This is a genomic window from Nocardia speluncae NBRC 108251 (assembly GCF_001613245.1).
GTDB lineage: Bacteria > Actinomycetota > Actinomycetes > Mycobacteriales > Mycobacteriaceae > Nocardia > Nocardia speluncae.
Genome location: NZ_BDBZ01000001.1, coordinates 75,741 through 97,140, shown reverse-complemented (window position 1 = coordinate 97,140; position 21,400 = coordinate 75,741). Strand labels below are relative to the sequence as shown.

At 67.1% G+C, this 21,400-nt stretch carries 18 protein-coding genes; 5 read left to right on the top strand and 13 right to left on the bottom strand.

Features of this window, described 5'->3' with window-relative positions; genetic code table 11:
• Positions 1 to 42: 42 nt before the first annotated feature.
• The 3 genes from fabG to NS6_RS00440 are packed head-to-tail and all read right to left on the bottom strand — an operon-like array spanning position 43 to position 3,225.
• Positions 43 to 783 (bottom strand): 3-oxoacyl-ACP reductase FabG, encoded by a 741-nt coding sequence (fabG, locus tag NS6_RS00450; protein WP_068035162.1) that lies wholly within the window; start codon positions 781 to 783, stop codon positions 43 to 45.
• A 44-nt stretch (positions 784 to 827) separates the two neighbouring features.
• Complete coding sequence (locus tag NS6_RS00445; protein ID WP_068035159.1) at positions 828 to 2,036, bottom strand: CaiB/BaiF CoA transferase family protein; 1,209 nt, start codon at positions 2,034 to 2,036, stop codon at positions 828 to 830.
• A gap of 1 nt (position 2,037) precedes the next feature.
• Positions 2,038 to 3,225, bottom strand: coding sequence for an acyl-CoA dehydrogenase family protein (locus tag NS6_RS00440; protein ID WP_068035157.1), 1,188 nt, complete (start codon positions 3,223 to 3,225; stop codon positions 2,038 to 2,040).
• Between the two features lie 111 nt (positions 3,226 to 3,336).
• On the opposite strand from NS6_RS00440, the gene NS6_RS00435 reads away from it, so the two are divergent.
• Positions 3,337 to 4,572, top strand: coding sequence for a CoA transferase (locus NS6_RS00435; RefSeq protein ID WP_068035155.1), 1,236 nt, complete (start codon positions 3,337 to 3,339; stop codon positions 4,570 to 4,572).
• A 65-nt stretch (positions 4,573 to 4,637) separates the two neighbouring features.
• Here NS6_RS00435 and NS6_RS00430 read toward each other — a convergent pair whose 3' ends face one another.
• The 7 genes from NS6_RS00430 to NS6_RS00400 all read right to left on the bottom strand — a co-directional run bounded on the left by NS6_RS00430 (position 4,638) and on the right by NS6_RS00400 (position 12,730).
• Positions 4,638 to 6,149: a TRAP transporter large permease gene (locus NS6_RS00430; protein WP_084470494.1), complete on the bottom strand. Its 1,512-nt coding sequence runs from the start codon at positions 6,147 to 6,149 to the stop codon at positions 4,638 to 4,640.
• Entirely contained in the window at positions 6,146 to 6,739 is a 594-nt protein-coding gene (locus tag NS6_RS00425) for a TRAP transporter small permease (protein WP_084470493.1), read from the bottom strand. Before NS6_RS00425 ends, NS6_RS00430 begins: the two co-directional genes overlap by 4 nt.
• A 386-nt stretch (positions 6,740 to 7,125) precedes the next feature.
• A complete protein-coding gene (locus tag NS6_RS00420) occupies positions 7,126 to 8,418 on the bottom strand; it encodes an acyl-CoA dehydrogenase family protein (RefSeq protein WP_068035153.1) in 1,293 nt (430 codons plus the stop codon).
• A 39-nt stretch (positions 8,419 to 8,457) separates the two neighbouring features.
• On the bottom strand, positions 8,458 to 9,222 hold the full coding sequence (locus NS6_RS00415; protein WP_068035151.1) for an SDR family NAD(P)-dependent oxidoreductase: 765 nt from the start codon (positions 9,220 to 9,222) through the stop codon (positions 8,458 to 8,460).
• Positions 9,223 to 9,256: 34 nt separating this feature from the next.
• Positions 9,257 to 10,018 (bottom strand): SDR family NAD(P)-dependent oxidoreductase, encoded by a 762-nt coding sequence (locus NS6_RS00410; protein ID WP_068035150.1) that lies wholly within the window; start codon positions 10,016 to 10,018, stop codon positions 9,257 to 9,259.
• Between the two features lie 14 nt (positions 10,019 to 10,032).
• Positions 10,033 to 11,211: a thiolase family protein gene (locus NS6_RS00405; protein WP_068035149.1), complete on the bottom strand. Its 1,179-nt coding sequence runs from the start codon at positions 11,209 to 11,211 to the stop codon at positions 10,033 to 10,035.
• A 34-nt stretch (positions 11,212 to 11,245) separates the two neighbouring features.
• Positions 11,246 to 12,730 carry a class I adenylate-forming enzyme family protein gene (locus NS6_RS00400; protein ID WP_068035148.1) on the bottom strand — a complete coding sequence of 495 codons (1,485 nt, stop codon included), beginning with the start codon at positions 12,728 to 12,730 and terminating at the stop codon, positions 11,246 to 11,248.
• Positions 12,731 to 12,966: 236 nt separating this feature from the next.
• Between NS6_RS00400 and NS6_RS00395 the strand changes: the two genes are divergently transcribed.
• Both NS6_RS00395 and NS6_RS00390 read left to right on the top strand, forming a co-directional pair.
• Positions 12,967 to 14,013 (top strand): phosphotransferase family protein, encoded by a 1,047-nt coding sequence (locus NS6_RS00395; protein WP_068035147.1) that lies wholly within the window; start codon positions 12,967 to 12,969, stop codon positions 14,011 to 14,013.
• A gap of 17 nt (positions 14,014 to 14,030) precedes the next feature.
• Complete coding sequence (locus tag NS6_RS00390; RefSeq protein ID WP_068035145.1) at positions 14,031 to 14,957, top strand: enoyl-CoA hydratase; 927 nt, start codon at positions 14,031 to 14,033, stop codon at positions 14,955 to 14,957.
• A gap of 178 nt (positions 14,958 to 15,135) precedes the next feature.
• On the opposite strand, the gene NS6_RS00385 is transcribed toward NS6_RS00390, so the two are convergent.
• Positions 15,136 to 15,840, bottom strand: a complete 705-nt coding sequence (locus tag NS6_RS00385) for a FadR/GntR family transcriptional regulator (RefSeq protein ID WP_084470492.1) — start codon at positions 15,838 to 15,840, stop codon at positions 15,136 to 15,138.
• A gap of 220 nt (positions 15,841 to 16,060) precedes the next feature.
• Positions 16,061 to 17,128, bottom strand: a complete 1,068-nt coding sequence (locus NS6_RS00380; RefSeq protein ID WP_245669074.1) for an enoyl-CoA hydratase/isomerase family protein — start codon at positions 17,126 to 17,128, stop codon at positions 16,061 to 16,063.
• A 492-nt stretch (positions 17,129 to 17,620) separates the two neighbouring features.
• Here NS6_RS00380 and NS6_RS00370 point away from each other — a divergent pair, with 492 nt between their 5' ends.
• The gene (locus NS6_RS00370) at positions 17,621 to 18,700 is read left to right on the top strand and encodes a saccharopine dehydrogenase family protein (protein WP_068035136.1); all 1,080 of its coding nucleotides are present in this window, start codon (positions 17,621 to 17,623) and stop codon (positions 18,698 to 18,700) included.
• A gap of 303 nt (positions 18,701 to 19,003) precedes the next feature.
• On the opposite strand, the gene NS6_RS00365 is transcribed toward NS6_RS00370, so the two are convergent.
• A complete protein-coding gene (locus NS6_RS00365) occupies positions 19,004 to 19,924 on the bottom strand; it encodes a universal stress protein (RefSeq protein WP_068035135.1) in 921 nt (306 codons plus the stop codon).
• Positions 19,925 to 20,213: 289 nt separating this feature from the next.
• Here NS6_RS00365 and NS6_RS00360 point away from each other — a divergent pair, with 289 nt between their 5' ends.
• A complete protein-coding gene (locus NS6_RS00360) occupies positions 20,214 to 21,392 on the top strand; it encodes a 3-ketosteroid-9-alpha-monooxygenase, oxygenase component (protein ID WP_245669073.1) in 1,179 nt (392 codons plus the stop codon).
• Positions 21,393 to 21,400 lie beyond the last annotated feature (8 nt).

Genomic DNA, 21,400 nt, shown 5'->3' with positions numbered 1-21,400 from the left:
TCAACCCCTGACTCGCCGGTCGCACAGCGACCCCGGCACCGGTCACATCAGCCGGCCACCGGTCACCTCGAGCACCGTGCCCGTCATATAGCTCGACAGATCGCTGGCCAGGAACAACACCACCGAGGCGACTTCACTCGGCCGGCCGGCACGCCCCAGCGGGATCTCCGCCATCTTCTGCTCCCAGATCCGCTCGGGCATGGCCTCGGTCATGGCGGTCTGGATCAGCCCGGGTTGCACGGCATTGACCCGCACATTCTTGAACGCGACCTCCTTGGCCGCAGCCTTGGTGAGACCCACGATCCCGGCCTTGGCGGCCGAGTAGTTGGTCTGCCCGACCAGACCCACCTTGCCGGACAGCGACGAGATGTTCACGATCGCGCCCGCCCCGTGCTCACGCATCCGGTTCGCGGCCGCGCGAGTACCGTTCCAGGCGCCCTTCAAGTGGACCGCGACCACATCGTCGAAATCCTCTTCGCGCATCCGGCGCATGGTCGCGTCCCGGGTCATCCCCGCGTTGTTCACGAACACGCCGAGCGGACCGAACGTGTCCTCAGCGGTATTCACCAAGTCCGACACCGCGGCGCCGTCGCGCACATCGCAATGCACGTACGCGGCGTTGTCCGCCCCACCCAGCTCGGCCACCGCCCGCGCGCCGGCCTCGTCGTCGATATCGGCCACCACGACCTCGGCACCCGCACGAACGAAGGTGTGCGCGATCTCCAGGCCGATCCCCTGCGCGGCCCCCGTGACGACGGCGACCTTTCCTGCCAGCAGTCCCATTGCCGCTCCAATCCGTTGATCTGTGAATACGAGGCGCGAGCGCGCTACTGCACGATTCCGGCCGAACGCAGTTCCGCGATCCTCGTTGCGTCCACACCGATTTCGGCCAGCACCGCATCGGTCTGCTCCCCCAGGGCCGGCACCGCGCCCATCCGCAGCTCGATATCGCGGAAGGTCATGGGCGGCAGGACGGCACGGATCGGGCCCGCCTCGGTCTGCACCTCACGCCACCGGTCCCGCGCCGACAACTGGGGATGGGCGATCAGATCTTTCATATCGCCCAGCTGCGCGGCCGGGATACCCGCTTTAGCGAGGCGGTCGTCGAGGTCGGCGGTATCGAATCCCGCGGTGAGCTCGCCGACCACCGCATCGACCTCCGACCGGTGCCGCACCCGTTCGATATTGGTCGCGAACCGCGGATCACCGGCGAGATCCGGGCGCTCGAACACCTCGGTGACCAGCGTGCGCCAGCCGCGGTCGTTCTGTACGCCGACGAGTATCTGCCCGTCCCTGGTCGGGTAGGCATCGTAGGGAGCGATCGAGGCGTGTGACAGTCCCATCCGTTTGATCTGGATGTCCTGGTACATCTGCATGTACATGGAATGCCCGAGCCATTCGACGGTCGCGTCGAACATCGCGATATCGATGGTGGCGCCTGTCCCGGTCCGTTCCCGGCGGAGCAGCGCCGCCTGGATCGCCGACAGTGCGTACATCCCGGCCGCGATATCGGAGGTCGGGATACCCGTCTTGGTGGCCGTCTCGGGGGTTCCGGTGATCGATACGAGCCCGGTCTCGGCCTGGACGAGCATGTCGTAGGCCTTGCGATCCACGAAGGGGCCCGAGGTTCCGTACCCGGACATATTGACCGCGATCAGTTCGGGGTGATCAGCGCGCAGTTCGTCCGCGCCCAGCCCCAGCCGCTCGGCCGCCCCGGGCGCGGAGTTCTGCACGAATACATCCGCCCCGGCGATCAGCGCACGTACCGCGGCAAGTCCCGCGTCGGCCTTGAGGTCGACGCACAGCGATTCCTTACCCCGGTTCAACCACACGAAATGCGAGGCGAGCCCGTGCACGGCGGCGTCGTAGTTGCGGGCGAAATCGCCTTCACCGATCCGTTCGACCTTGATCACCCGCGCGCCCAGATCGGCGAGGTGCCGAGTCGCGATCGGGGCCGCGACGGCCTGTTCGAGACTGACAACGGTGAACCCGGCGAGCGGCAGGCCGGCATCGGCGGTTACTGCGTCGGACGGCATATCAGCGCCCTCCGGCCGTGGCCGACTTCTTGGCGGCGTTCACCAGACCGCCACCGATGATGAGACGCTGGATCTCACTGGTCCCCTCGTACAACCGCAGCAACCGCACATCGCGGTAGATCCGTTCGACAGCGACTTCCCGCAGGTAACCGGACCCGCCGTGGATCTGGACCGCGAGATCGGCTGCCTTACCGACCATTTCGGTGCAGAAGAGTTTCGCGGCCGACGGGCCGGTCCGCCGGTCCGCACCGGAGACGTAGCGGGCGGCGACTTCCCGCACCATTGCGCGGCCCGCCAGGACTCCGGTGGCGATATCGGCGATCATTGCCTGCACCAGCTGGAAATCACCGATCGGCGTCCCACCTTGGGTGGCCGTCGCGGCGTAGGCGACGGATTCGTCGAGCGCGCGCTGGGCCGCGCCGACAGCCAAGGCGGCGATATGCACGCGTCCCCGAGCCAGGGAGGTCATCGCGGCCCGGTATCCGACATCCTCGCTGCCACCGACCAGCGCCGCGTGCGGTACCCGGACATCGGTGAAATGGACATCGGCCGTCCAGGCTCCCTCCTGACCCATTTTGCGGTCCTTCGGCGCGACCTCCACACCCGGCGTCGTCGCGGGGACGAGGAACACCGCGATCCCGGTGCCGTTCTCGTCGGCAGGCCTGGTGCGCGCGAAGACGATGAACAGATCGGCCAGTGGGGCGTTGGTGATGAAACGCTTCTCGCCGTTGATCACCCAGTCGTCGGCCTCCCGGACTGCCTTGGTGCGCAGTCCGGCCGGGTTCGATCCCGCGCCGGGTTCGGTGAGGGCGAAGGAGGCGACGACCTCTCCGGACGCGATATCGGCGAGCCAGCGCGATTTCTGCTCCTCGGTACCGAAACCCACCAGCACCTGGCCGGCGATGCCGTTGTTGGTGCCGAACATCGACCGCAGCGATAATGACGTGTAGCCGAATTCCATTGCCAGTTCGACATCTTGGGTCAGGTCCAGCCCCAGACCGCCCCACTCCTGGGGGATCGCGTAGCCGAAAAGGCCCATTGCCGCGGCGTTCGTGCGGATATCGTCGGGAATGCGGTCGGTATCCGCGATCTCCTGCTCACGCGGCAGCACTTCCTTGCGAATGAACGCACGGGTCTGCGCCAGGATGTCAGCGAAATCTTCCGGACCGACTGCCGAAATGGTGGCCATGCAGGCAGTATCGCTGCCGGTAAAGATGCGTGTCAATACTATGGTGTGATTTATTATCATTAATTATGATCCGCCCAGCTCAGCGGCACTCACAAACGAAGGACTACCGGCATGACAGCACCCGAACACAGTTCCGACCGCCCACTCGCCGGACTCCGGATCGTCGAGATCTCGAGTTTCGTCGCCTCCCCCCTGTGCGGGCTCACGCTGTGCCAGCTCGGCGCCGAGGTCATCCGGATCGACCCGCTCGGCGGAGCCGCCGATACCGGCCGCTGGCCGCTCACCGGCACCGGAGCATCGATCTACTGGACCGGCCTCAACCGGGGTAAGCGGTCGATCGGCCTCGATCTGCGCAGCGAATCCGGCCAGGACATCGTCCGGCGCCTGGTCACCGCACCCGGGCCGGGCAACGGAATCCTGGTGACCAACACGGGCGGCCGGGCCTGGATGAGCCACGACACGCTCTGCGCATTGCGCTCGGACGTCATCACATTGGAACTCCTCGGCCGCCGCGACGGCCGGCCCGCCGTGGACTACACCGTCAACGCCGCACTCGGCTTCCCACAGATCACCGGCCCCAGCGACCATGACGGTGTGGTGAACCATGTACTGCCCGCATGGGATATCGCCGCCGGACTGCACGCCGCCCTCGCGATCACGGCGGCAGTCCACCGCCGCGCCACCACCGGGGCCGGGTCGCACATCGTGCTCCCCCTCGAAGACGTCGCCCTCGCGACCGCCGGAACGCTCGGCTACCTCACCGAGGTACAGGTCAACGGCACCGGCCGACCGGCCACCGGTAACGATGTCTACGGCACCTACGGCACCGACTTCGTCACCGCCGACGGCGTCCGATTCATGGTGGTTGCGCTGACTTCCCGGCATTTCCGCGATCTCACCGCCCTCACCGGAACCCAGGAGACCGTCGCCGCACTGGAAACCGCCCTAGGCGCCGATTTCGGGCGCGAGAGCGACCGCTTCGAACATCGGGACCTGCTCACCGCCCTGTTCGCGCGCTGGTTCCGGTCACATGACGCCGACGAAGCCGGCCGGGCGCTCGCCGGTTCCTCGGTGCTGCACGAGCGGTACCGCACCTTCGAACAGGTCGTCCGGTCCGGCGACCTCGAGCGCAATCCGCTGTTCGCCACACTGTCCCAGCCGCGGATCGGCGAGTACCTGGCCGCCGCTATGCCGGCGTCCTTCGACGGTGTCCATCTACGGACCGGTCCGGCCGCCGATCTGGGTTCCGACGGCCGCGAAGTCCTGCGGGAGGTTCTCGCGCTGGACGACGCCGAGATCGCCGCGCTCACCGATACCGGTGTTCTTGCCGAACCACCCCGGTCCTGACAGCAGTTCGGCCGGAGCGGACCCGCTCCGGCCGAACTGCGCGATACTGCCCGGGAAGACCGGTATCAGCCCGCGCTCGAGCTGTCCGGCAGGAATGTCGAGATCTCCGGGAAGAAGATCAGCAGCAACACCACCGCGATCGCCATGGGCAGGAACCACAGTGCGGCGACGAAAACGTCCTTCAGCGGGATGTTGCGGCCGAGGTTCACCTCCGGATCCTTGGCGATCGAGTGGATGACCATCGACAGCACACCGACAGGTGGCGAAAGAATCGCCAGTTCACCCATGAACACCGTGAACGCGCCGAACCACAGCAGCGAGATATCCAGGTTCTCCAGAGTCGGGATCAGAATCGGGACGGTCAGCACCATCATCGGCAGCGGGTCCATGAACGCGCCGAGCACCAGATAGACCACGACCATCAGCAGCAGGAACTCGATGCGGCCGAGTTCCCATCCCGCGATCAGATCCGCGAAGCCGTTGCTGATACCGCTCAGGGTCATCATCCGCGACAGCGCCTCGACGCCGAGCAGTAGCAGGAACACCGCGCCCACGGTCGACACCGTGGCGACGGCGCCGTCGGCGAGCGCCCGCAGCGCACCGCCGGTCTTACGCTTCCACAGCAACAGCACGCCCACGGAGCACAGCGCTGCTGCGGCACCCGCCTCCGTCGCGGTGAAGATGCCCGAGAGCATCCCGCCCACGATCACGAGAATCAGCACAGGAATGGGCCACACCTGCCCCAGTCCGGTGACCTTCTCTTTCCAGGGCACCTTTTCGGTGCTGCGGCCCCGGTCCGGCCCCGCCAGATCCTTGCCGAAGACCGCGTACAAAACGATCGCAACGGTGAACAGGATCGCTACCAGGATGCCCGGACCGATCCCCGCGAGCAGCTGCTTACCCACCGGGACCTCGGCGATCCCCGCGTACAGCACGAGCAGGATACTGGGCGGAATCAGCTGACCGGGCAGGCCCGCCACCATCACCGCGCCGACTGCGAGCCGGCGATCGTAACCGGCCTTGAGCATTTCCGGGATACCGATCCGGCCGAGCGCATACGCCGTCCCGGTGGTGGAACCACTGACGGTCGCCAGGCCCGCACCGGCCACATTCGTGCCCACCGCCAGACCGCCGGGTAGCCATCCGAGCCAGTGCCGCGCCACCGTGTAGAGGTTGGCGGTCAGACCGGACCGCCACATCAGCAAACCCATCAGGACGAACATGGGGACCACGCTGAGGGTCCAGTTGGCCACCTGATGGTAGGGCAGCGACGACAACGCACTGGCCACGGTTTTCTCGCCACGAAGTGCGTAGAGACCCGCGAACGACGGAATGATCATCGTCAGGGCGACCGGTAGCCGCAGCAGCAGCAAGGTCACCATCATCACCAGGGCCGCACAGCCGATCGCCTGTGGCTTCAACGGCATGAACATCGCCGCAACCGTGCCCAGGAGCACTGCGACGAGGACACCGAAGACGGTCCACGAACGGAGCTGGTGAGTACGGCTCGGCCCGACCGGCGGCGGGGTGAGTGGTCGGGTGCCCGCATTCTCCGCGGGCGCAGCGGCGGTGGTCATTTCTTCTCCGAATCCGATGTCGTGCCGGCCGGGGCCGTACTGCTGTCGCCGTCGAGTTCGCCGGTCACGGTGGCGTCCTCGTTCTCGTCCACATCCTCGGCGCCGCGCAACGCTCGCACGGCGGCGATGCCGAACTGGACAGTGAGTACGCCGAAGACAATCGGAACGAGGAACAGCACCGGCCACGACACCACGGTCGATACCCCCGCCGTCTGGCCGATATCCCGGGCGTGCAGGGCTTCTTCCAGACCGAACCAGGCGAAACCGGCGGTCACGATCAGGGCCGCGGTGTACCCGGTGAACAGAACTCCCCGGCGGGCCGGACGCGGGAAGTGGTGCGTGACCAGGTCCGCGACGATGTGCTCGCCACGCGCCTGGGCCGCGATGAACCCGAGCAGGGCGATGATCGGCAGGTAGATGTACTGCGTGATCTCGAGGGTGTTCTGGATGGGGCTCGAGGCGAACGCCCGAAGCAGGGCGTTGGCGGTCACATGGAGCATCATGACGAAGAGCACGATGACTGCCGGGACCTCGATCAGGAGCCGCAGCCGGTTGGGCCGCACGCCCGAAGCGCGCGCTGATGCGCTCATGTGAACTCCGCAGGATTGAGGGATGGAACGCGGTGGCGAGTGGGAGTAACCACACGGCGCGACCGCAGGTACTTCGGTCGTGATCCACGTCACCGAAGATGTGAATATCATTCGCCTGAATTAGCGTGAAGTCAAGCTTTCATGCGAATCATTTGCCTCAACTAGATCGGGACCGCTCCGCCGCCCCGTTACCCACCGGCCCGCGATCGTGCCGAGCGACGCAGTGACCGGGGCTCACGTAGCGGTCGTCGACCGAGTACCCCGGCACCCGAGGCTCGTCGACAGCCCCCTTGCTACTACCGACGACAGCACCGGCCGCAGTACGGTCATCGGTAACTGGGTGGTGCCGAGGCAGGGGTACTCGGCCGTGGTAAACGCAAGAAGACCTATTCCTCCAGGCCGCTGAGTTCCGCCGCGAACTTCTCCCGGGCCTGCACCTGGAGCGCCGGCACGTGATAGCTGGGGAACAGGCCGTCGTACGGTGTGGCATCGCGCAGCAGCTGACGGGCGAGCCCGATCTTGTGGATTTCGGTGGCGCCGTCCGCGAGACCCATGTGATACGCCTCGAACAGCCATTTCCCCAGCGGAAGCTCCTTGGAAACACCCAGCGAACCGTGCAACTGGACGGCCCGGGAGGTCACATCCAGCAGTACCTTGGGCATCGCGGCCTTGACCGCCGCGATGTCCTTGATGACCTTGCGGTAGTCGTTCTCCTCGTCGATCCGCCACGCGGTGCGCAACACCAGCAGCCGGAACTGTTCGAGCTGCAGCCACGAATCGGCGATCATCTCCTGAACCAGCTGTTTATCGCCGAGCCGGCTACCGCGCGTAGTCCTCGAGACGGCCCGTTCCAGCATCATGTCCAGCGAACGCCGCACCAGACCGACCGTACGCATCGCGTGGTGGATCCGGCCACCGCCCAGCCGGGTCTGCGCCACCTCGAACCCCTGCCCCACTCCACCGAGGATGTGGTCCTTGGGAATCCGCACATCGCTCCACCGGGTGTAGGCGTGGGTGCCGACCTCGTAATCGTGACCCCACACGCCGGTATTGCGGACGATCTCGAGCCCCGGGGTCTCGGCGGGGACGATGAACTGCGACAGCCGCCGATGCGGTTCGGCCTCGGGATCGGTGACGGCCATGACGATGAAGAACGAGGCGAACCGCGCGTTCGAACCGAACCATTTCTCGCCGCTGATCACCCATTCGCCACCGTCGAGAACGGCGGTGGTCTCGAATTCGACCGGATTGGAGCCGCCCTGCGGTTCGGTCATGGCATAACAGGAAACGATCTTGTTCTCGATGAGCGGCGCGAGATACCGCTCCTTGAGCTCGGGAGTGCCGTAGTGCGCGAGGATCTCGGTATTGCCGGAATCGGGGGCTTGGCAGCCGAAGACGATCGGCCCGGAATGGGTGCGTCCGACGATCTCGTTGAGCAAGGCCAGTTTCAGCTGGCCGTAACCCTGTCCGCCCAGTTCGGGCCCGAGATGAGTCGCCCACAGCCCCTTCTCGCGGACCTCGTCCTGCAGCGGCGGGATCAGCTTCCGGCGCAACGGATCCTGCAGATCCCATGCATGGGTGATGACCTGGTCGATCGGCTCGACCTCCCGGGTGACGAATTCGTCGGCCCAGTCGAGCACCTTTTGGTACTCGGGGTCGGTCTCGAATCCCCAGCTCATATCCTGGTTCCTTTCTGAAAAAGAGGTCTGCGGGCGCTGTCAGCGCATCGCGGTGCGGCCGCCGTCGACCGGGATGATCGCACCGGAGGTGTAGGTGGAGGCGGGCCCCGCAAGGTAGAGCGCGGCGCCCACGATTTCGCCGGGTTCACCCGCGCGGCCCAGCGGTAGCGCCTTCAGTTTCTCGGTGACCGCGTCCATATCCCAGGCCTTGCTGATATCGGTGAGGAACGGGCCGGCCATGATCGCGTTGACCCGCACCGCCGGCCCGTAGGCCTGCGCGAACCCCTTGGTCAGGATGTTCAGCCCGGCCTTGGCGGCCGCGTACGGCAGGTCGTCGGGGGTGGGGCGCTCCGAGGCGATGGAACTGATATTGATGATCGAGCCGCCCCCGGCGGCTGCCATCCGCGGCGCGATCAGGGTTGTCAGGCGGAACGCACCTTTGAGGTTGACGTCGAAGACCTTGTCGAACAGCGCCTCCGAGATCTCCTCGAGACTCGAGTACAACGGCGACATCCCGGCATTGTTGACCAGAACATCGACCTTGCCGAACTCTTCGTAGACGCGGCTGACCAGCTGGTCCTGCGCATCCCAGTCGCCGACGTGGCAGGCGACGGGCAACGCCCGGCGGCCGGTGACCGCCGTGACTTCCGCGGCCAGTTTCTCGCAACTGTCGATCTTGCGGCTGACGATGACCGTATCGGCGCCGGCGTGCGCGAATGCGAGCACCATTTCGCGGCCGAGCCCGCGACTGCCGCCGGTGACCAGCGCGACCTTGCCTTCCAGCGGAAGTACCGGAGCCGTCATGGTTGTTCCTCCTTGTGGGGCGCGGGCGTAGCCATCAGCGCGGTGCCATCCGGATGGCACCGTCCAACCGGACGACCTCACCGTTGAGCATGGGGTTGGACAGGATATGCGCGGCCAAGGAGGCGAATTCCCGCGGATCGCCCAGGCGGCCCGGATGTGGGGTCTGGGCACCCAGCGAGGCCTTCGCCTCGTCGTTCAGGCCCGCAAGCAGCGGGGTGTCGAACAGTCCGGGCGCGATGGAGACGACCCGGATTGCCAGCGAGGCCAGATCCCGGGCCAGCGGCAGCGTCATCCCGGCGACACCGGCCTTGGACGCAGCGTACGCGGCTTGGCCGATCTGGCCCTCGAATGCGGCGACCGAGGCTGTCGTCACGATGACACCGCGTTCCTCACCCTCGAGGCCCAGCCGCGACATCCGTTCGGCGGCCAGGCGTACCACGTTGAACGTACCGATCAGGTTGATCGTGACGACACGGGTGAACACGTCGAGCGGGAAAACCCCCTGCCTGCCGACGACGCGCAGGGACCGGCCGGTTCCGGCGCAGCTGACGACCGCCCGCAGTTCGCCGAACTCCTCGGCCGCGTCGAGTGCGGCCACCACCGCGGATTCGTCGGTGATATCGGCGGGCGTGAAAAGGGCATCCGGCCCGAGTTCCGCAGCGACTTCCACCCCGTTCGAGGTCGGCAGATCGAGCAGGACGACTTTGGCGCCCTGAGCAAGCACCTGCCGGGCGGTCGCCAGGCCGAGCCCGGACGCGCCCCCGGTGACGAGGGTGACCTTGCCGTTGATGTCCACGTAATGCCTTTCGGTCAGAGACGTTCGATGAGCAGGGCGTTGGCCATACCGCCGTGTTCGCACATGGTCTGCAGGCCGTAGCGGCCGCCGGTACGTTCCAGTTCGCCCACCATGGTGGCCAGCAGGCGGACACCCGAGGCGCCGATCGCGTGGCCGAGTGAGATGGCGCCGCCGGCGGGGTTGAGCCGGGCGGGGTCGGCATCGAATTCCCGCGCCCACGCCAGTGGTACGGACGCGAAGGCCTCATTGACCTCGTAGATATCGATCTGGTCGAGTGTGCGGCCGGTGCGGTCGAGCAGGGTGCGGGTCGCGGGGATCGGTGCGGTCAGCATGTACAACGGGTCGTCACCGGCGACGGTGAAGTCGACGAAGCGGGCGCGCGGAGTGAGCCCGAGTTGCGCCGCTTTCTCCTCCGACATGATCAGGGTCGCGGCCGCCGCATCGGTGAGCGGTGAGGAGTTACCCGGTGTGATCACCCAGCCCAAACCGGGGAAACGCCGATCCGATTCCTCGGAGTGGAACGATGCCCGCAGCTTGGCCAGGCTTTCGCGCGTGGTCGCCGCACGGATCGTTTCATCGGTTCCATGCGCACCGCCCGGCACCGGCACCGGCACGATCTCACGGTCGTAATGCCCGGCTGCGGCTGCGGCCGCGGCCCGCCGGTGCGATTCCTGCGCGTACCGGTCGACATCGTCGCGATTCAGCCCGTACTTCTTTGCCACGAGTTCGGCGGCAACCCCTTGGCTGATCCAGCCCTCGGGGTACCGCTGGGCGAGCCCGGCGCCGACCAGGTCCCGGCCCATCGGTGCGGTGCCCATCGGGACGCGGCTCATCGATTCCACACCGCAGGCGATCGCCACATCGTAGGAGCCCGCCAGCACTCCCTGGGCCGCGAAGTGCACCGCCTGCTGGCTCGAACCGCAGGCGCGGGTCACCGTGGTGGCCGGGGTGGATTCGGGTAGTCCCGCCGCCAGGGCGGCGGAGCGGGTGATATTGCCGGCCTGTTCCGCGGCCTGGCCGACACAGCCGCCGATGACATCGTCGACGAGCACGGGATCTATATCGTTACGCGCCACCAGGGACCGCAGCACCTCGGCCAGCAGATCGATCGGGTGGATTTCGGACAGGGCGCCACCGGCCTTGCCCTTGCCCGACGCCGAACGGACGACGTCGACGAGCACAGCACTACGCATGAATCCTCCAGGTGGAACAGGTGGTGAGAAACAGTCAGTTCGCAGCGGTGACCTGGGCGACGAGATCGCGGCGCACCAGTTTCCCGGTGGGTGTCTTGGGCAGTTCGTCCACGAAGACGACCTCGTCGGGCGTTCGCGAGCCCCGCAGGCGTTCGCGGCACCAGGTCCGGATGGCCGCCGTATCGGCGTGTTCGGGCCCGGCCGGCACGACCACCGCACAGATCCGTTCGCCCCATTCGTCGTCCGGTACGCCGATCACGGCGACCTCGCGCACATCGTCGTGATGGACCAGCACATCCTCGATTTCGGCCGGGGCGATGTTCTCGCCGCCGCGGATGATGGTGTCGTCGGCGCGGCCACCGATATAGAGGTAACCGTCCTCGATCCGGGCACGGTCGCGGGTCGGGAACCAGCCGTCGGCGTCCAGCGCCGACCCTTTGCCCATGTATTCGCCGCTGACCTGCGCACCCCGCACCCACAGCAGGCCTGTTCCGCCCGCGGCCAGCACGGTGCCGTCCTCGTCCCGGATCTCGGCCTCCATCCCCGGAACCACCCGGCCCACCGACGACAGCCGCCCGCGCAGCAAGGGATCCGCCATCGCCGCACGGTGATCGTCAGGGCCCAGCACCGCGATGGTCGAACTGGTTTCGGTCAGCCCGTACGCATTGACGAATCCGGTCTCGGGGAAGGCACGGAGCGCGCGCTCGAGAACGGGTTGCGGCATCCGGGCACCGCCGTAGGCCAGTGACGTCAGGTCCGATGCGTTGCCCGGTGCACCGTTCAGGTGCTCGACGACGCGGGCGAGCATGGTCGGCACCACCATGGCACTGGTGATCCGCTCGCCGCGGACGATATCGAGCCAGCTCTGCGGAGTGAAGTCGGGCAGATGCACCATGCGGCGGCCCGCGTAGATATTGCTGAGCACGGCGCCCATACCGGCGATGTGGTAGGGCGGCGTGCTGACCAGGGTCGCGTCGTCCTCGGCGGCGGACCCGAATTCCACGGTATTGAGCAGATACGACAGCAGATGCTGGTGGCGTAGCAGCACGCCTTTGGGCGCGGAGGTGGTACCGCTGGTGAACAACACGATGGCGGTGGCGTCGTCGGGGGCGGGGTCGGTGGTACGGGGTTCGGCCGTCCGGGCCCGTTCGAGAAACTCCGCACTGGTCAGCACGGTCTCGGCGGCGCCGTCCAGTTGGTCACGGTATGCGGGGTCGGCGACGATCAGCGGTCGTTCGAGCTGCCCGACCAGGTCGCGCAGCTGGTCTGTGGCCAGCCGGTAGTTCATCGGCGCCAGCGGAATCCCGGAGCGGGCCGCGGCGAAGGTCAGCACCGGTAGCACCGGGCCGTTCACGCCCACGAATACGAGATGCGCGGCATCGTGCCGGGCCAGGACCGCGGCGCCGCCCGAGGACACGTCGCTCAGCTCCTGATAGGTCATACCCGCATCGCGCCGCCCGAGAGCGAGCCGATCGGGATGGACCGATGCGGCCATGTCCAGAACCATTTCGATACCCATTGCACCACCTGGTGAGAACGCTTGGATTGTTGATGTGCACCCGAGGTGCCGAGCCACGCGGCAGGAGACATTCGGGCCCGTCGCGGCTAACGATAACAACTATGCGCCGGAATATGAAAGAAATCATGACAATGGTTCGTAGGAATGTGTAGGCTCCGGTAAGTGGGTGCCTCCGATCGCTGCGTGCGACGGCACCACCAGTCACACGTCACACAGGGAAGGCATGAGGTGGATCGATGAGGGATCAGGACCCGGTGGACGTCACCGCACTGACGTCATGGCTCGACCGCAACGAGGTGGGCACCGGGCCCGTCACCGATATCGTCCCGTTGACCGGAGGCACCCAGAACATCCTGGTGAAATTCACTCGGGACGGCACCGACTACGTGTTCCGCCGCCCACCCCTGCACAAGCGCGGCAACAGCGACGAAACGATGCGCCGGGAGGCCCGCCTCCTCGCTGCACTCGCAGGTAGCGAGGTACCCCACCCCCGCCTCGTCGCCGCCTGCGACGACCTCGACGTCATGGGGTGCGTTTTCTTCGTCATGGCGGCGGTCGAAGGATTCACCGCCACGACCGAGGTCCCCGAACCGTATGCCTCATCCGCCGAGAGGCAGCATGCGATGGGCCTGTCCATGGTCGACAGTGTGGCCGCGCTCGGGTCCGTCGATCCATCCGTCCTCGGTGCAGCCCAACTCACCCGGGCCAACGGCTGGCTCGACCGGCAGGTCGGCCGCTGGCGGCGCCAGCTCGACTCCTATCACGAGCTCGACGGCCGGTCCGGTCCCGAACTCGACGGGGTCGACGAGATCGGCCGCTGGCTCGACGCGCACCGGCCCGCGGCCTGGCGCAAGGGGATCATTCACGGCGACTATCACTTCGGCAATGTCATGTTCCGGCGCGACCGGCCGGCCGTGGCCGCCGTTGTCGACTGGGAACTGGGCACCGTCGGCGATCCCCTACTCGACCTCGGCCACCTCCTCGCGACCTGGCCCGACCCCACCGAAACCCGCACCGTGGGGCTGGCCCGGCAGCTGGACGGACTCCCCGGGCGCGACGAGCTCATCGCCCGCTACGCCGCCGTCAGCGGCCGGGATATGTCCGATTTCGACTGGTATCAGGTCCTGGCCTGCTACCGGCTCGCCATCATCCTCGAAGGCACCCATGCGCGCGCCCGCGCCGGAAAGGCCGATATCGCGCTCGGCCACCGCTTCCACGGTGTCGCGCAGGCACTTCTCGATCAAGCCCGCGGGCTGATCCGGATGCCGTCCGGATCCGCCTGACCAGAAAAGGATTCACCATGACCGACGCATTGCTCGATCCTGCCACCCCCGTGGACTACCGCTACCTGCGTTACGAAACGCACGACGACGGCACGATCGTGCGAATCGTGTTGAACCGCCCGAAATATCGCAACGCCCAGAACCGCGGCCTGCTCGTGGAGCTCACCCACGCCTTCCTGCGGGCCGAGGCCGACGATACGGTGCGCGTGGTGATTCTCGCGGGCGACGGACCCGTATTCTCCTCGGGCCACGACCTGGGCAGCTCCGACTACCGGGCCGAACGCGAGCCCGGACCCGATCAGCACTGGTCGTTCACCTGCACCGGAGCCACCCACGATGCCGTCGAATCCCGCTTCCACCAGGAGTGGCACTACTTCTACGAGAACACCCGGCGGTGGCGCAAGCTCCGCAAGATCACCATCGCACAGGTGCACGGAAACGTCTTCTCCGCCGCCCTCATGCTGGCCTGGGCCTGCGATCTCATCGTCGCGGCGCGCGACACTCGGTTCGCCGATGTCGTCGCCACCCGGCTGGGCGTGTGCGGTGTCGAATATTTCGGCCACCCTTGGGAATTCGGCCCCCGCAAGGCCAAGGAGCTACTACTCACCGGTGACAGCCTCGATGCCGAGGACGCCCTCGCACTGGGCATGGTGAACAAGATCTTCCCGGCCGGCGAGCTCGGCGAGAACACCCTGGAGTTCGCCCGCCGGATCGCGCGGGTGCCCAGTATGGCGGCCCTGCTGGTGAAGGATTCGGTGAATCAGAGTCAGGACGCGATGGGCTTCACCACTGCACTCGATGCCTGCTTCTCCATCCACCAGCTCAACCACGCGCAGTGGACGCATCTGTCGGGCGGTAAATCCCCGGTCGGCACCCCGGAATACGGCCTGCCCGATTGGAAGACGGCGCCGCCGGTGGAGCGGGCCGACCCCTACCGACCCTGACCGGATCGGGTTCCTGCGCCTACCGGCAACTACCGGTAGGCGCAGGAGAACCGTCCGGGTCGGCGCTACGGAGCACCGGTTCCGTTGTACCGCAATCCGATAGGCACGCCACAAGGTGAAGACAAGCCGATCGGCTCCTTCGCCTGCGCGGGGCCGGGCCACCGGCCTCGCCGGTGGATCAGCCGCGTGACCCCCACGCGATCGGAGTATCGAGGACCTCGGGGTAATTCTTCTCCTCGTACCGCCAGATCGCGTCGATATGCTCCTCCATCGCGGCCAGCGCCGCACCGGCATCCCCAGCGGCTACCGCGTCGTAGATCTTCTCGTGGATATCGCAGGTTGCGACGCGGTGGCGTTCCGGGTACTCCATCCCCACCGCGGAGCCGTCGAGCATATCCAGCAGCGCGTGGATCAGATAGCCGAACAGTGCATTCCCGGACCCCTGCGCGATGGTGTCGTGGAAGACCCGGCTCATCTCGACGAAGATCTCCTCGTCGTCGATGTGCTCGCGCATATGGTCCACCGAATGTTTCAGGGTGGCGAGTTGCTCGTCGCTGATCCGGTCGGCGGCGAGCCGGGCCATCATCGGCTCGAGCGCTGTGCGGGCCTCCACGATGGTCCGGAAAGGCGCGTTCTCGAACTGCAGCAGCAGCGTGATCGCGGTCTGCAGACCCATACCGTCGGGTTGCTGCACGATCGGGCCGCCACCGGGGCCCGGTTTGAGGGCGATAACGCCCTGGAGTTCGAGGAACCGCAGCGATTCCCGCAGCGTTCCCCGGCCGATCTCGTACTCCTCGAGCATCAGCCGTTCCGGTGGCAGTTTGTCACCGACCTTGTTGCCGCGTTTGTTGATTCCCTCGACAATGCGCTGTGCGACCAACATCGCGGTCTTCTGCGGACGAAGCCCTGGCTGTCCCACTACACATACCTCCATACGTTCAGGCCGCTCCCCCGCACCCACTGGAGTTCAAGCCCCGACAATCTATGATTATGTTTACCTTATTTTGGTGCCGAATACCATCCCGAATCGCCTCGTGTCCACTAGGCTCCCCGAGTCCCGTCGGCAGCACCCGGGTCCGGTGACTGTGACGACGCGGTCCCGGCTAGTTCGGGTGCGCACCTACGATCTCGTCGACGAGCCCCCACTCGAGTGCCCGCTGCGGACCCAGCGCGACACCGGTGACGAACAAGTGCAGCGACCGCCATCGACCGATCCGCCGGGGCACGCTCACCGTGCCGCCCGCACCCGGAATCAACCCCATCGCCACCTCGGGCAATCGGATGACGGTATCCGGGGCGGCGGCGACATGTCCGGCGAACGCGGAGATCTCGATCCCGGCGCCCACACAATGACCGTGCAATCGGACCTCGGTGCGCTCCCCCAGCCGGGCCATCAACCGCGCCGCTCCGCCTCGGGTCCGGATCTGATGAGCGGTTGCGGTATCGGGGGTGTGGCCGAATTCGTCGAGATCCCCGCCGGAGCAGAATGCCGCACCGGCACCGTCGAGCACGATACTTCCGAACGCGCCGGCGAGCAGCGCCGTGCGCAAAGCGTCGACCAGGGCGTCACGCAGAGCGGTGCCGTAAGCGTTACGCCGCTCCGGGCGGTTCAACGTGATGCGGAGGGTATCGCCGGCGGTGGCGAGCAGCACCGGGTCGGCTCCGGGGGGAGGCGGTAGCGGACGGCCCAGCGCGCGGCGCTCCGCGAGCCAGCGGCCGAATTCCGGGCCGCCCTGGAGTGTGGAGTAAGCGAAGGACTCGACGTCGATGGCCGCGGGCACCGGAAGCCCCTCCGACGCGCGCACCACCTGCGCCGCGAAACTCGACGCCTGCGGATACCGCCGCACACAGTCGGCGAACTCGGCAACGGCGCGTTCGGGATCACCGGTGACGACAACCGCCCGGTCCGCCGGATCCGCCGCCTCCGCGTAGGTCAGGTCCAGGGCAGCGGTCAACGGCGCGAGTTCGGCAGCGATACCGCCGGAACAGAATCCCACCACCGGTCCACCCAGCGCGGGTATCCGCGCCGCGGCGGCCGCTGCGGTCGCCGCATCGATGCCGCCGAGATCGACCAGCAGCAACGGTTCGAGCAAAGTGGTCGCGTCCAGGCCGAATGCGTCGGCACCGTCCGCCAACTCGGCCGCGCCGAGGGTGCGCACCTCGATCCCCAAGCCCATCCTCCTGATTGCGTATTCCGCGCCGATATTCCCCTGTGTGAACTTATCGGATGCGCTCCGGCCACCCACCGCCTGCGGGGATCACGGTCCCGTTTCCTGCCATTGGCGGCCCCCTGGCGTAGCCGTCGCGCGGGCGAACGAGCGATCCCGATCCCGCAGTGTCCGGCCGACGACGATTCCGCGATCCACCTGCCCCCGGCGCACCTGGTGAGAAATACCCGCGCTCCCGACGATCGGCTGTCGATCACCTTCTGCACCGGCGGCCTACGGTCCTATCGGGCCGCGAACCTGCTGCTCGAGTACGGCTTCGAAGCCGAGAACCGGTCGGGCGAACCGACCGGTCGCCGCGGCATCGAAGCCGGGCCGATGACGTCACCGATAACGCTTCCGGACGGGGCCGCTGCGGGCAGCCCGTGCCGACGTAGTGTCGTGCATGCCAGATTGATGTGACGTCACCCGACCGAGGACAGAACGGACGTACCAGCAATGCCGAAGATCGTGCTGTTCGGAGCCACCGGCTATACCGGCCGTCTGATCGCGCAGGCGCTGACCGCCCGCGGCGCCGCACCCGTGCTCGCCGGCCGCAACGCCGATTCCCTCGCGAAACTGGCCACCGAGGTCGGCGGCGCGGAGACTGCGGTAGCCGATGTGACCGACCCCGGCTCGGTCCGTACATTACTGGGCCGAGGCGACGTGCTGATCACAACGGTGGGGCCCTTCCTGCGCTATGGAAAGCCCGCGCTGGCAGCCGCGCTCTCGGCGGGCGCGCACTATTTCGACTCCACCGGAGAAGGCCCGTTCATCCGCACGGTATTCGACCACCACGACGAGGCCCGCCGCGCCGGCGTCGCATTGCTCACCGCGTTCGGATTCGATTATGTGCCAGGCAATCTTGCCGCCGCGCTCGCACTGGGCGAGGCACCGGACGCCGTCCGCGCCGATATCGGCTATTTCATCGCCGATCCCGGTACCAGCGGCGGCACCCGCGCGTCCATGGCGGGCATGCTGTTCGAGGACGGCTTCGCTTTGCGTGGCGGCCGGATCGTATCGCAGCGAACCGCCGCGCGGGTCCGCGATTTCGAGGTCGCGGACCGCACCCGGGCCGGGGCGTCGGTGCCGGGTTCGGAGCATTTCGCCCTGACCCGCTCGTATCCGCAGCTCCGCGAAGCCGATGTCTACCTCGGCCTGCCCGGGCCCGCCGCCCAAGGTCTGCGGGCGACCTCGCTGATCACCGCCACGATCGCGGGTGTGGCGCCGGTGAAGCGGCTGGCGGAATCAGCGCTGACCCGCGTCGTCAAAGGTTCGAACGGCGGTCCGTCCTCCGCTGCCCGGGCGCGCACCCGCACCTGGGCGGTCGCGGACGTATCCGATGCCGCCGGACGCAACCGGGCCTCCGTAACGCTCGCCGGCGTAGACCCCTACGACTTCACTGCGGCAATCCTCGCCTGGGGCGCCCGGACGGCTCTCGACGGCGGCCTGCTCGGGACCGGCGCTCTCGGCCCCGTCGAGGCATTCGGCCTGGACGAACTCACCGCCGGCGCCGCGGAGTGCGGCCTCGCCCGCTGACCAGGTATCAACCCCGCCACACCGGCCGTGGCCGCTCGGATGATGATGCCCAGCAGACCCCATGCCAAGCTCAGGGCCGCTCCGCCGACCGCCGAGCCTCTCTGCCGCGACGAAACACTCGAATTGTTCTCCGGCCGAGAAAACGATCGAAACAACGAGGGCCGCCGGCACTTCGGGCCGAAATATTCGGAACACCGCTGCCGAGCCGTCCCGCCGTTCTCGCGTGACATGGGAGGCCGGCGGGCCCAGAACGGGCCGTGTCCACACCCGGCCGCGTGGTGGACAGTGGTAGATCGGCAACCATTAGTTGTCCGGCCCGCGGTAAACAACGAGCGGCCCCCGAGCCCGGTGCAGCAGGTTCTGCGTCGTGGAGCCGAGCAGCGCACCGCGCAGACGCCCGCCGCCTTTGCGGCCGACGATCAGCATCTGCCCCTCGTCGAGCGCCCGCAGCAATTCACGGACAGCCGAACCACGCCGAGACCGCTCCTCCACGGTGACGCCGGGGAACTTGTCCCGGTACGGCGCGACGATCGTCGACAGTACCCCGGCCTCCGCGCGAGCGATGGTCTCCCAATCGACGGTCATCGCCGTGGGCCCGAACACCTGAATCGCCGTGGGTACGGAATCCCCGACGGCCGCGCTGTCGGTCCACGTTCGCACGGGTACGACGGGGACGGAGAACAGCTGCGCCCAGGCGAAGGCGAGTTCGGTCGCCCCGGCCGACAGCGGACTGCCGTCGCACCCCACCACGATGGGCCGATCGCCCGGGGACGGCTGCGCAGGGTCGCCGCGCCACACCGCCACCGGGCACTGCGCCCGATCGACCACACGCAGTGCGGTCGATCCGAGAATCCACCGTTCGACCGCCCCGGCGCCGGTCGCCCCGATAACGATCATCGCGGCGCCCCGGGCCGCTTTCAGCAGCCCCACGGCAGGTGGCTCGCTGTCCGCGATCGAGGCCGTCTCGATACCGGGTGCCCACCGGCGCACGGCGTTTTCGGTGGCGGTCAGCAATTCCGAGCGATACGCACGAAACCGCTCGGCCAGTTCGTCCGGGGTCATCGCGATCTCGGGCATCGGACCGGGAGCCGGGGAGGAATGCACCAGGTGCAGCGGCAGGGCGAGCTTGCTCGCGAACGCGGCCGCCCATTCGGCCGCGGCCAGGGAGGTCTCGGATCCGTCGACGCCGACCACGATGTGGTTACCGGCGGGGATTGGCTGCATCCGTCCTACCTTCCGTTCAGCGTGGCGCGAGCACTCCCCGATGGGCGATTCCCGGTCCCAGGATAGGAGCCACCGGGTCCCCGCCGGCCGGCCGACACGCGGCGCGCGGATCACCCGAACTCACCGGCTCGATCCAGGCCGCCCTACTCCCGGTGCCCGGCGAGGCAACGGGTTGCGGGCACGCTCGGCGAAATCAGCCCACTGACTGGGACCTCACCCCACGCCGCACGCCGACCGGCGTCACCATCGGGCTGAGACACACAACTCTGGTGGGAACATGGAGGTTCCGATGCGGGCTCACGTACCGAACGGGCAAACCCAGCACGACGACGAGGAATTCCGGCAGATCGAAGCGGCCGCGGCTCCGACCCGGTTCGCCCGCGGCTGGCACTGCCTCGGCCTGGCGAAATCGTTCCGGGACGGCCGACCGCATGAGGTCAAGGCCTTCGGCACCACACTGGTGGTGTTCCGGTCCGAATCCGATGACACATTGCATGTGATCGACGCGTACTGCCGCCATATGGGCGGAAATCTCGCGCAAGGCACGGTCAAAGGCGACTCCATCGCCTGCCCTTTCCACGACTGGCGCTGGGGCGGCAACGGCAAATGCACCGGGATCCCGTATGCGCGCCGGGTTCCGCCGCTGGCGAAGACCCGGGCCTGGCCGACGCTGGAACGTAATGGCCAGCTCTTCGTCTGGAACGATCCACAGGGCAGCAAGCCCACCGATGACGTGACGATTCCGCAGATCGACGGTTACGGCACAGCCGAGTGGACCGATTGGACCTGGAACACCCTGCTGGTGGAGGGGTCCCACTGCCGCGAGATCGTGGACAACGTAGTGGATATGGCCCACTTCTTCTACGTCCACTATTCGTTCCCTCGCTACTTCAAGAACGTTTTCGAGGGTCATGTGGCTACGCAGTACATGCGGTCCACACCGCGCGGCGACATCAATGTCGGCACCAACTACGACGATCCGAACTCCTCCCTGCGTTCGGACGCTTCCTATTTCGGCCCCTCTTACATGATCGACTGGCTGTGGAACAATGCCGGCGGCAGGACGATCGAAACAGTGCTGATCAACTGCCACTATCCGGTCAGCTCGAACTCCTTCGTCCTGCAGTACGGCGCCATGGTGAAGAAGCCCGAGGGAATGTCGGACGCCGATGCCGATGCAATGGCGGGGAAGTTCGCCCGCGGTGTCGAGGTGGGTTTCGAACAGGACGTCGAGATCTGGAAGAACAAGGCACCTATCGACAACCCGCTGTTGTCGGAGGAGGACGGTCCCGTCTACCAGCTGCGCCGCTGGTACCAGCAGTTCTACGTCGATGTCGAGGACATCACCGAGGATATGACCAAACGGTTCGAGTTCGAGATCGATACCGAACGCGCGGTCACCAGCTGGGAAGCCGAGGTCGCGGACAATATCGCCCGCGGCGCCGTCGTCGATACCACCACCCGGTAACCGATACC

Bases quoted from the DNA above. Each gene is read 5' to 3' on its own strand.
- fabG (WP_068035162.1), bottom strand. From the start codon at position 783: ATGGGACTGCTGGCAGGAAAGGTCGCCGTCGTCACGGGGGCCGCGCAG.
- NS6_RS00445 (WP_068035159.1), bottom strand. From the start codon at position 2,036: ATGCCGTCCGACGCAGTAACCGCCGATGCCGGCCTGCCGCTCGCCGGG.
- NS6_RS00440 (WP_068035157.1), bottom strand. From the start codon at position 3,225: ATGGCCACCATTTCGGCAGTCGGTCCGGAAGATTTCGCTGACATCCTG.
- NS6_RS00435 (WP_068035155.1), top strand. From the start codon at position 3,337: ATGACAGCACCCGAACACAGTTCCGACCGCCCACTCGCCGGACTCCGG.
- NS6_RS00430 (WP_084470494.1), bottom strand. From the start codon at position 6,149: ATGACCACCGCCGCTGCGCCCGCGGAGAATGCGGGCACCCGACCACTC.
- NS6_RS00425 (WP_084470493.1), bottom strand. From the start codon at position 6,739: ATGAGCGCATCAGCGCGCGCTTCGGGCGTGCGGCCCAACCGGCTGCGG.
- NS6_RS00420 (WP_068035153.1), bottom strand. From the start codon at position 8,418: ATGAGCTGGGGATTCGAGACCGACCCCGAGTACCAAAAGGTGCTCGAC.
- NS6_RS00415 (WP_068035151.1), bottom strand. From the start codon at position 9,222: ATGACGGCTCCGGTACTTCCGCTGGAAGGCAAGGTCGCGCTGGTCACC.
- NS6_RS00405 (WP_068035149.1), bottom strand. From the start codon at position 11,211: ATGCGTAGTGCTGTGCTCGTCGACGTCGTCCGTTCGGCGTCGGGCAAG.
- NS6_RS00400 (WP_068035148.1), bottom strand. From the start codon at position 12,730: ATGGGTATCGAAATGGTTCTGGACATGGCCGCATCGGTCCATCCCGAT.
- NS6_RS00395 (WP_068035147.1), top strand. From the start codon at position 12,967: ATGAGGGATCAGGACCCGGTGGACGTCACCGCACTGACGTCATGGCTC.
- NS6_RS00390 (WP_068035145.1), top strand. From the start codon at position 14,031: ATGACCGACGCATTGCTCGATCCTGCCACCCCCGTGGACTACCGCTAC.
- NS6_RS00385 (WP_084470492.1), bottom strand. From the start codon at position 15,840: ATGTTGGTCGCACAGCGCATTGTCGAGGGAATCAACAAACGCGGCAAC.
- NS6_RS00370 (WP_068035136.1), top strand. From the start codon at position 17,621: ATGCCGAAGATCGTGCTGTTCGGAGCCACCGGCTATACCGGCCGTCTG.
- NS6_RS00365 (WP_068035135.1), bottom strand. From the start codon at position 19,924: ATGCAGCCAATCCCCGCCGGTAACCACATCGTGGTCGGCGTCGACGGA.
- NS6_RS00360 (WP_245669073.1), top strand. From the start codon at position 20,214: ATGCGGGCTCACGTACCGAACGGGCAAACCCAGCACGACGACGAGGAA.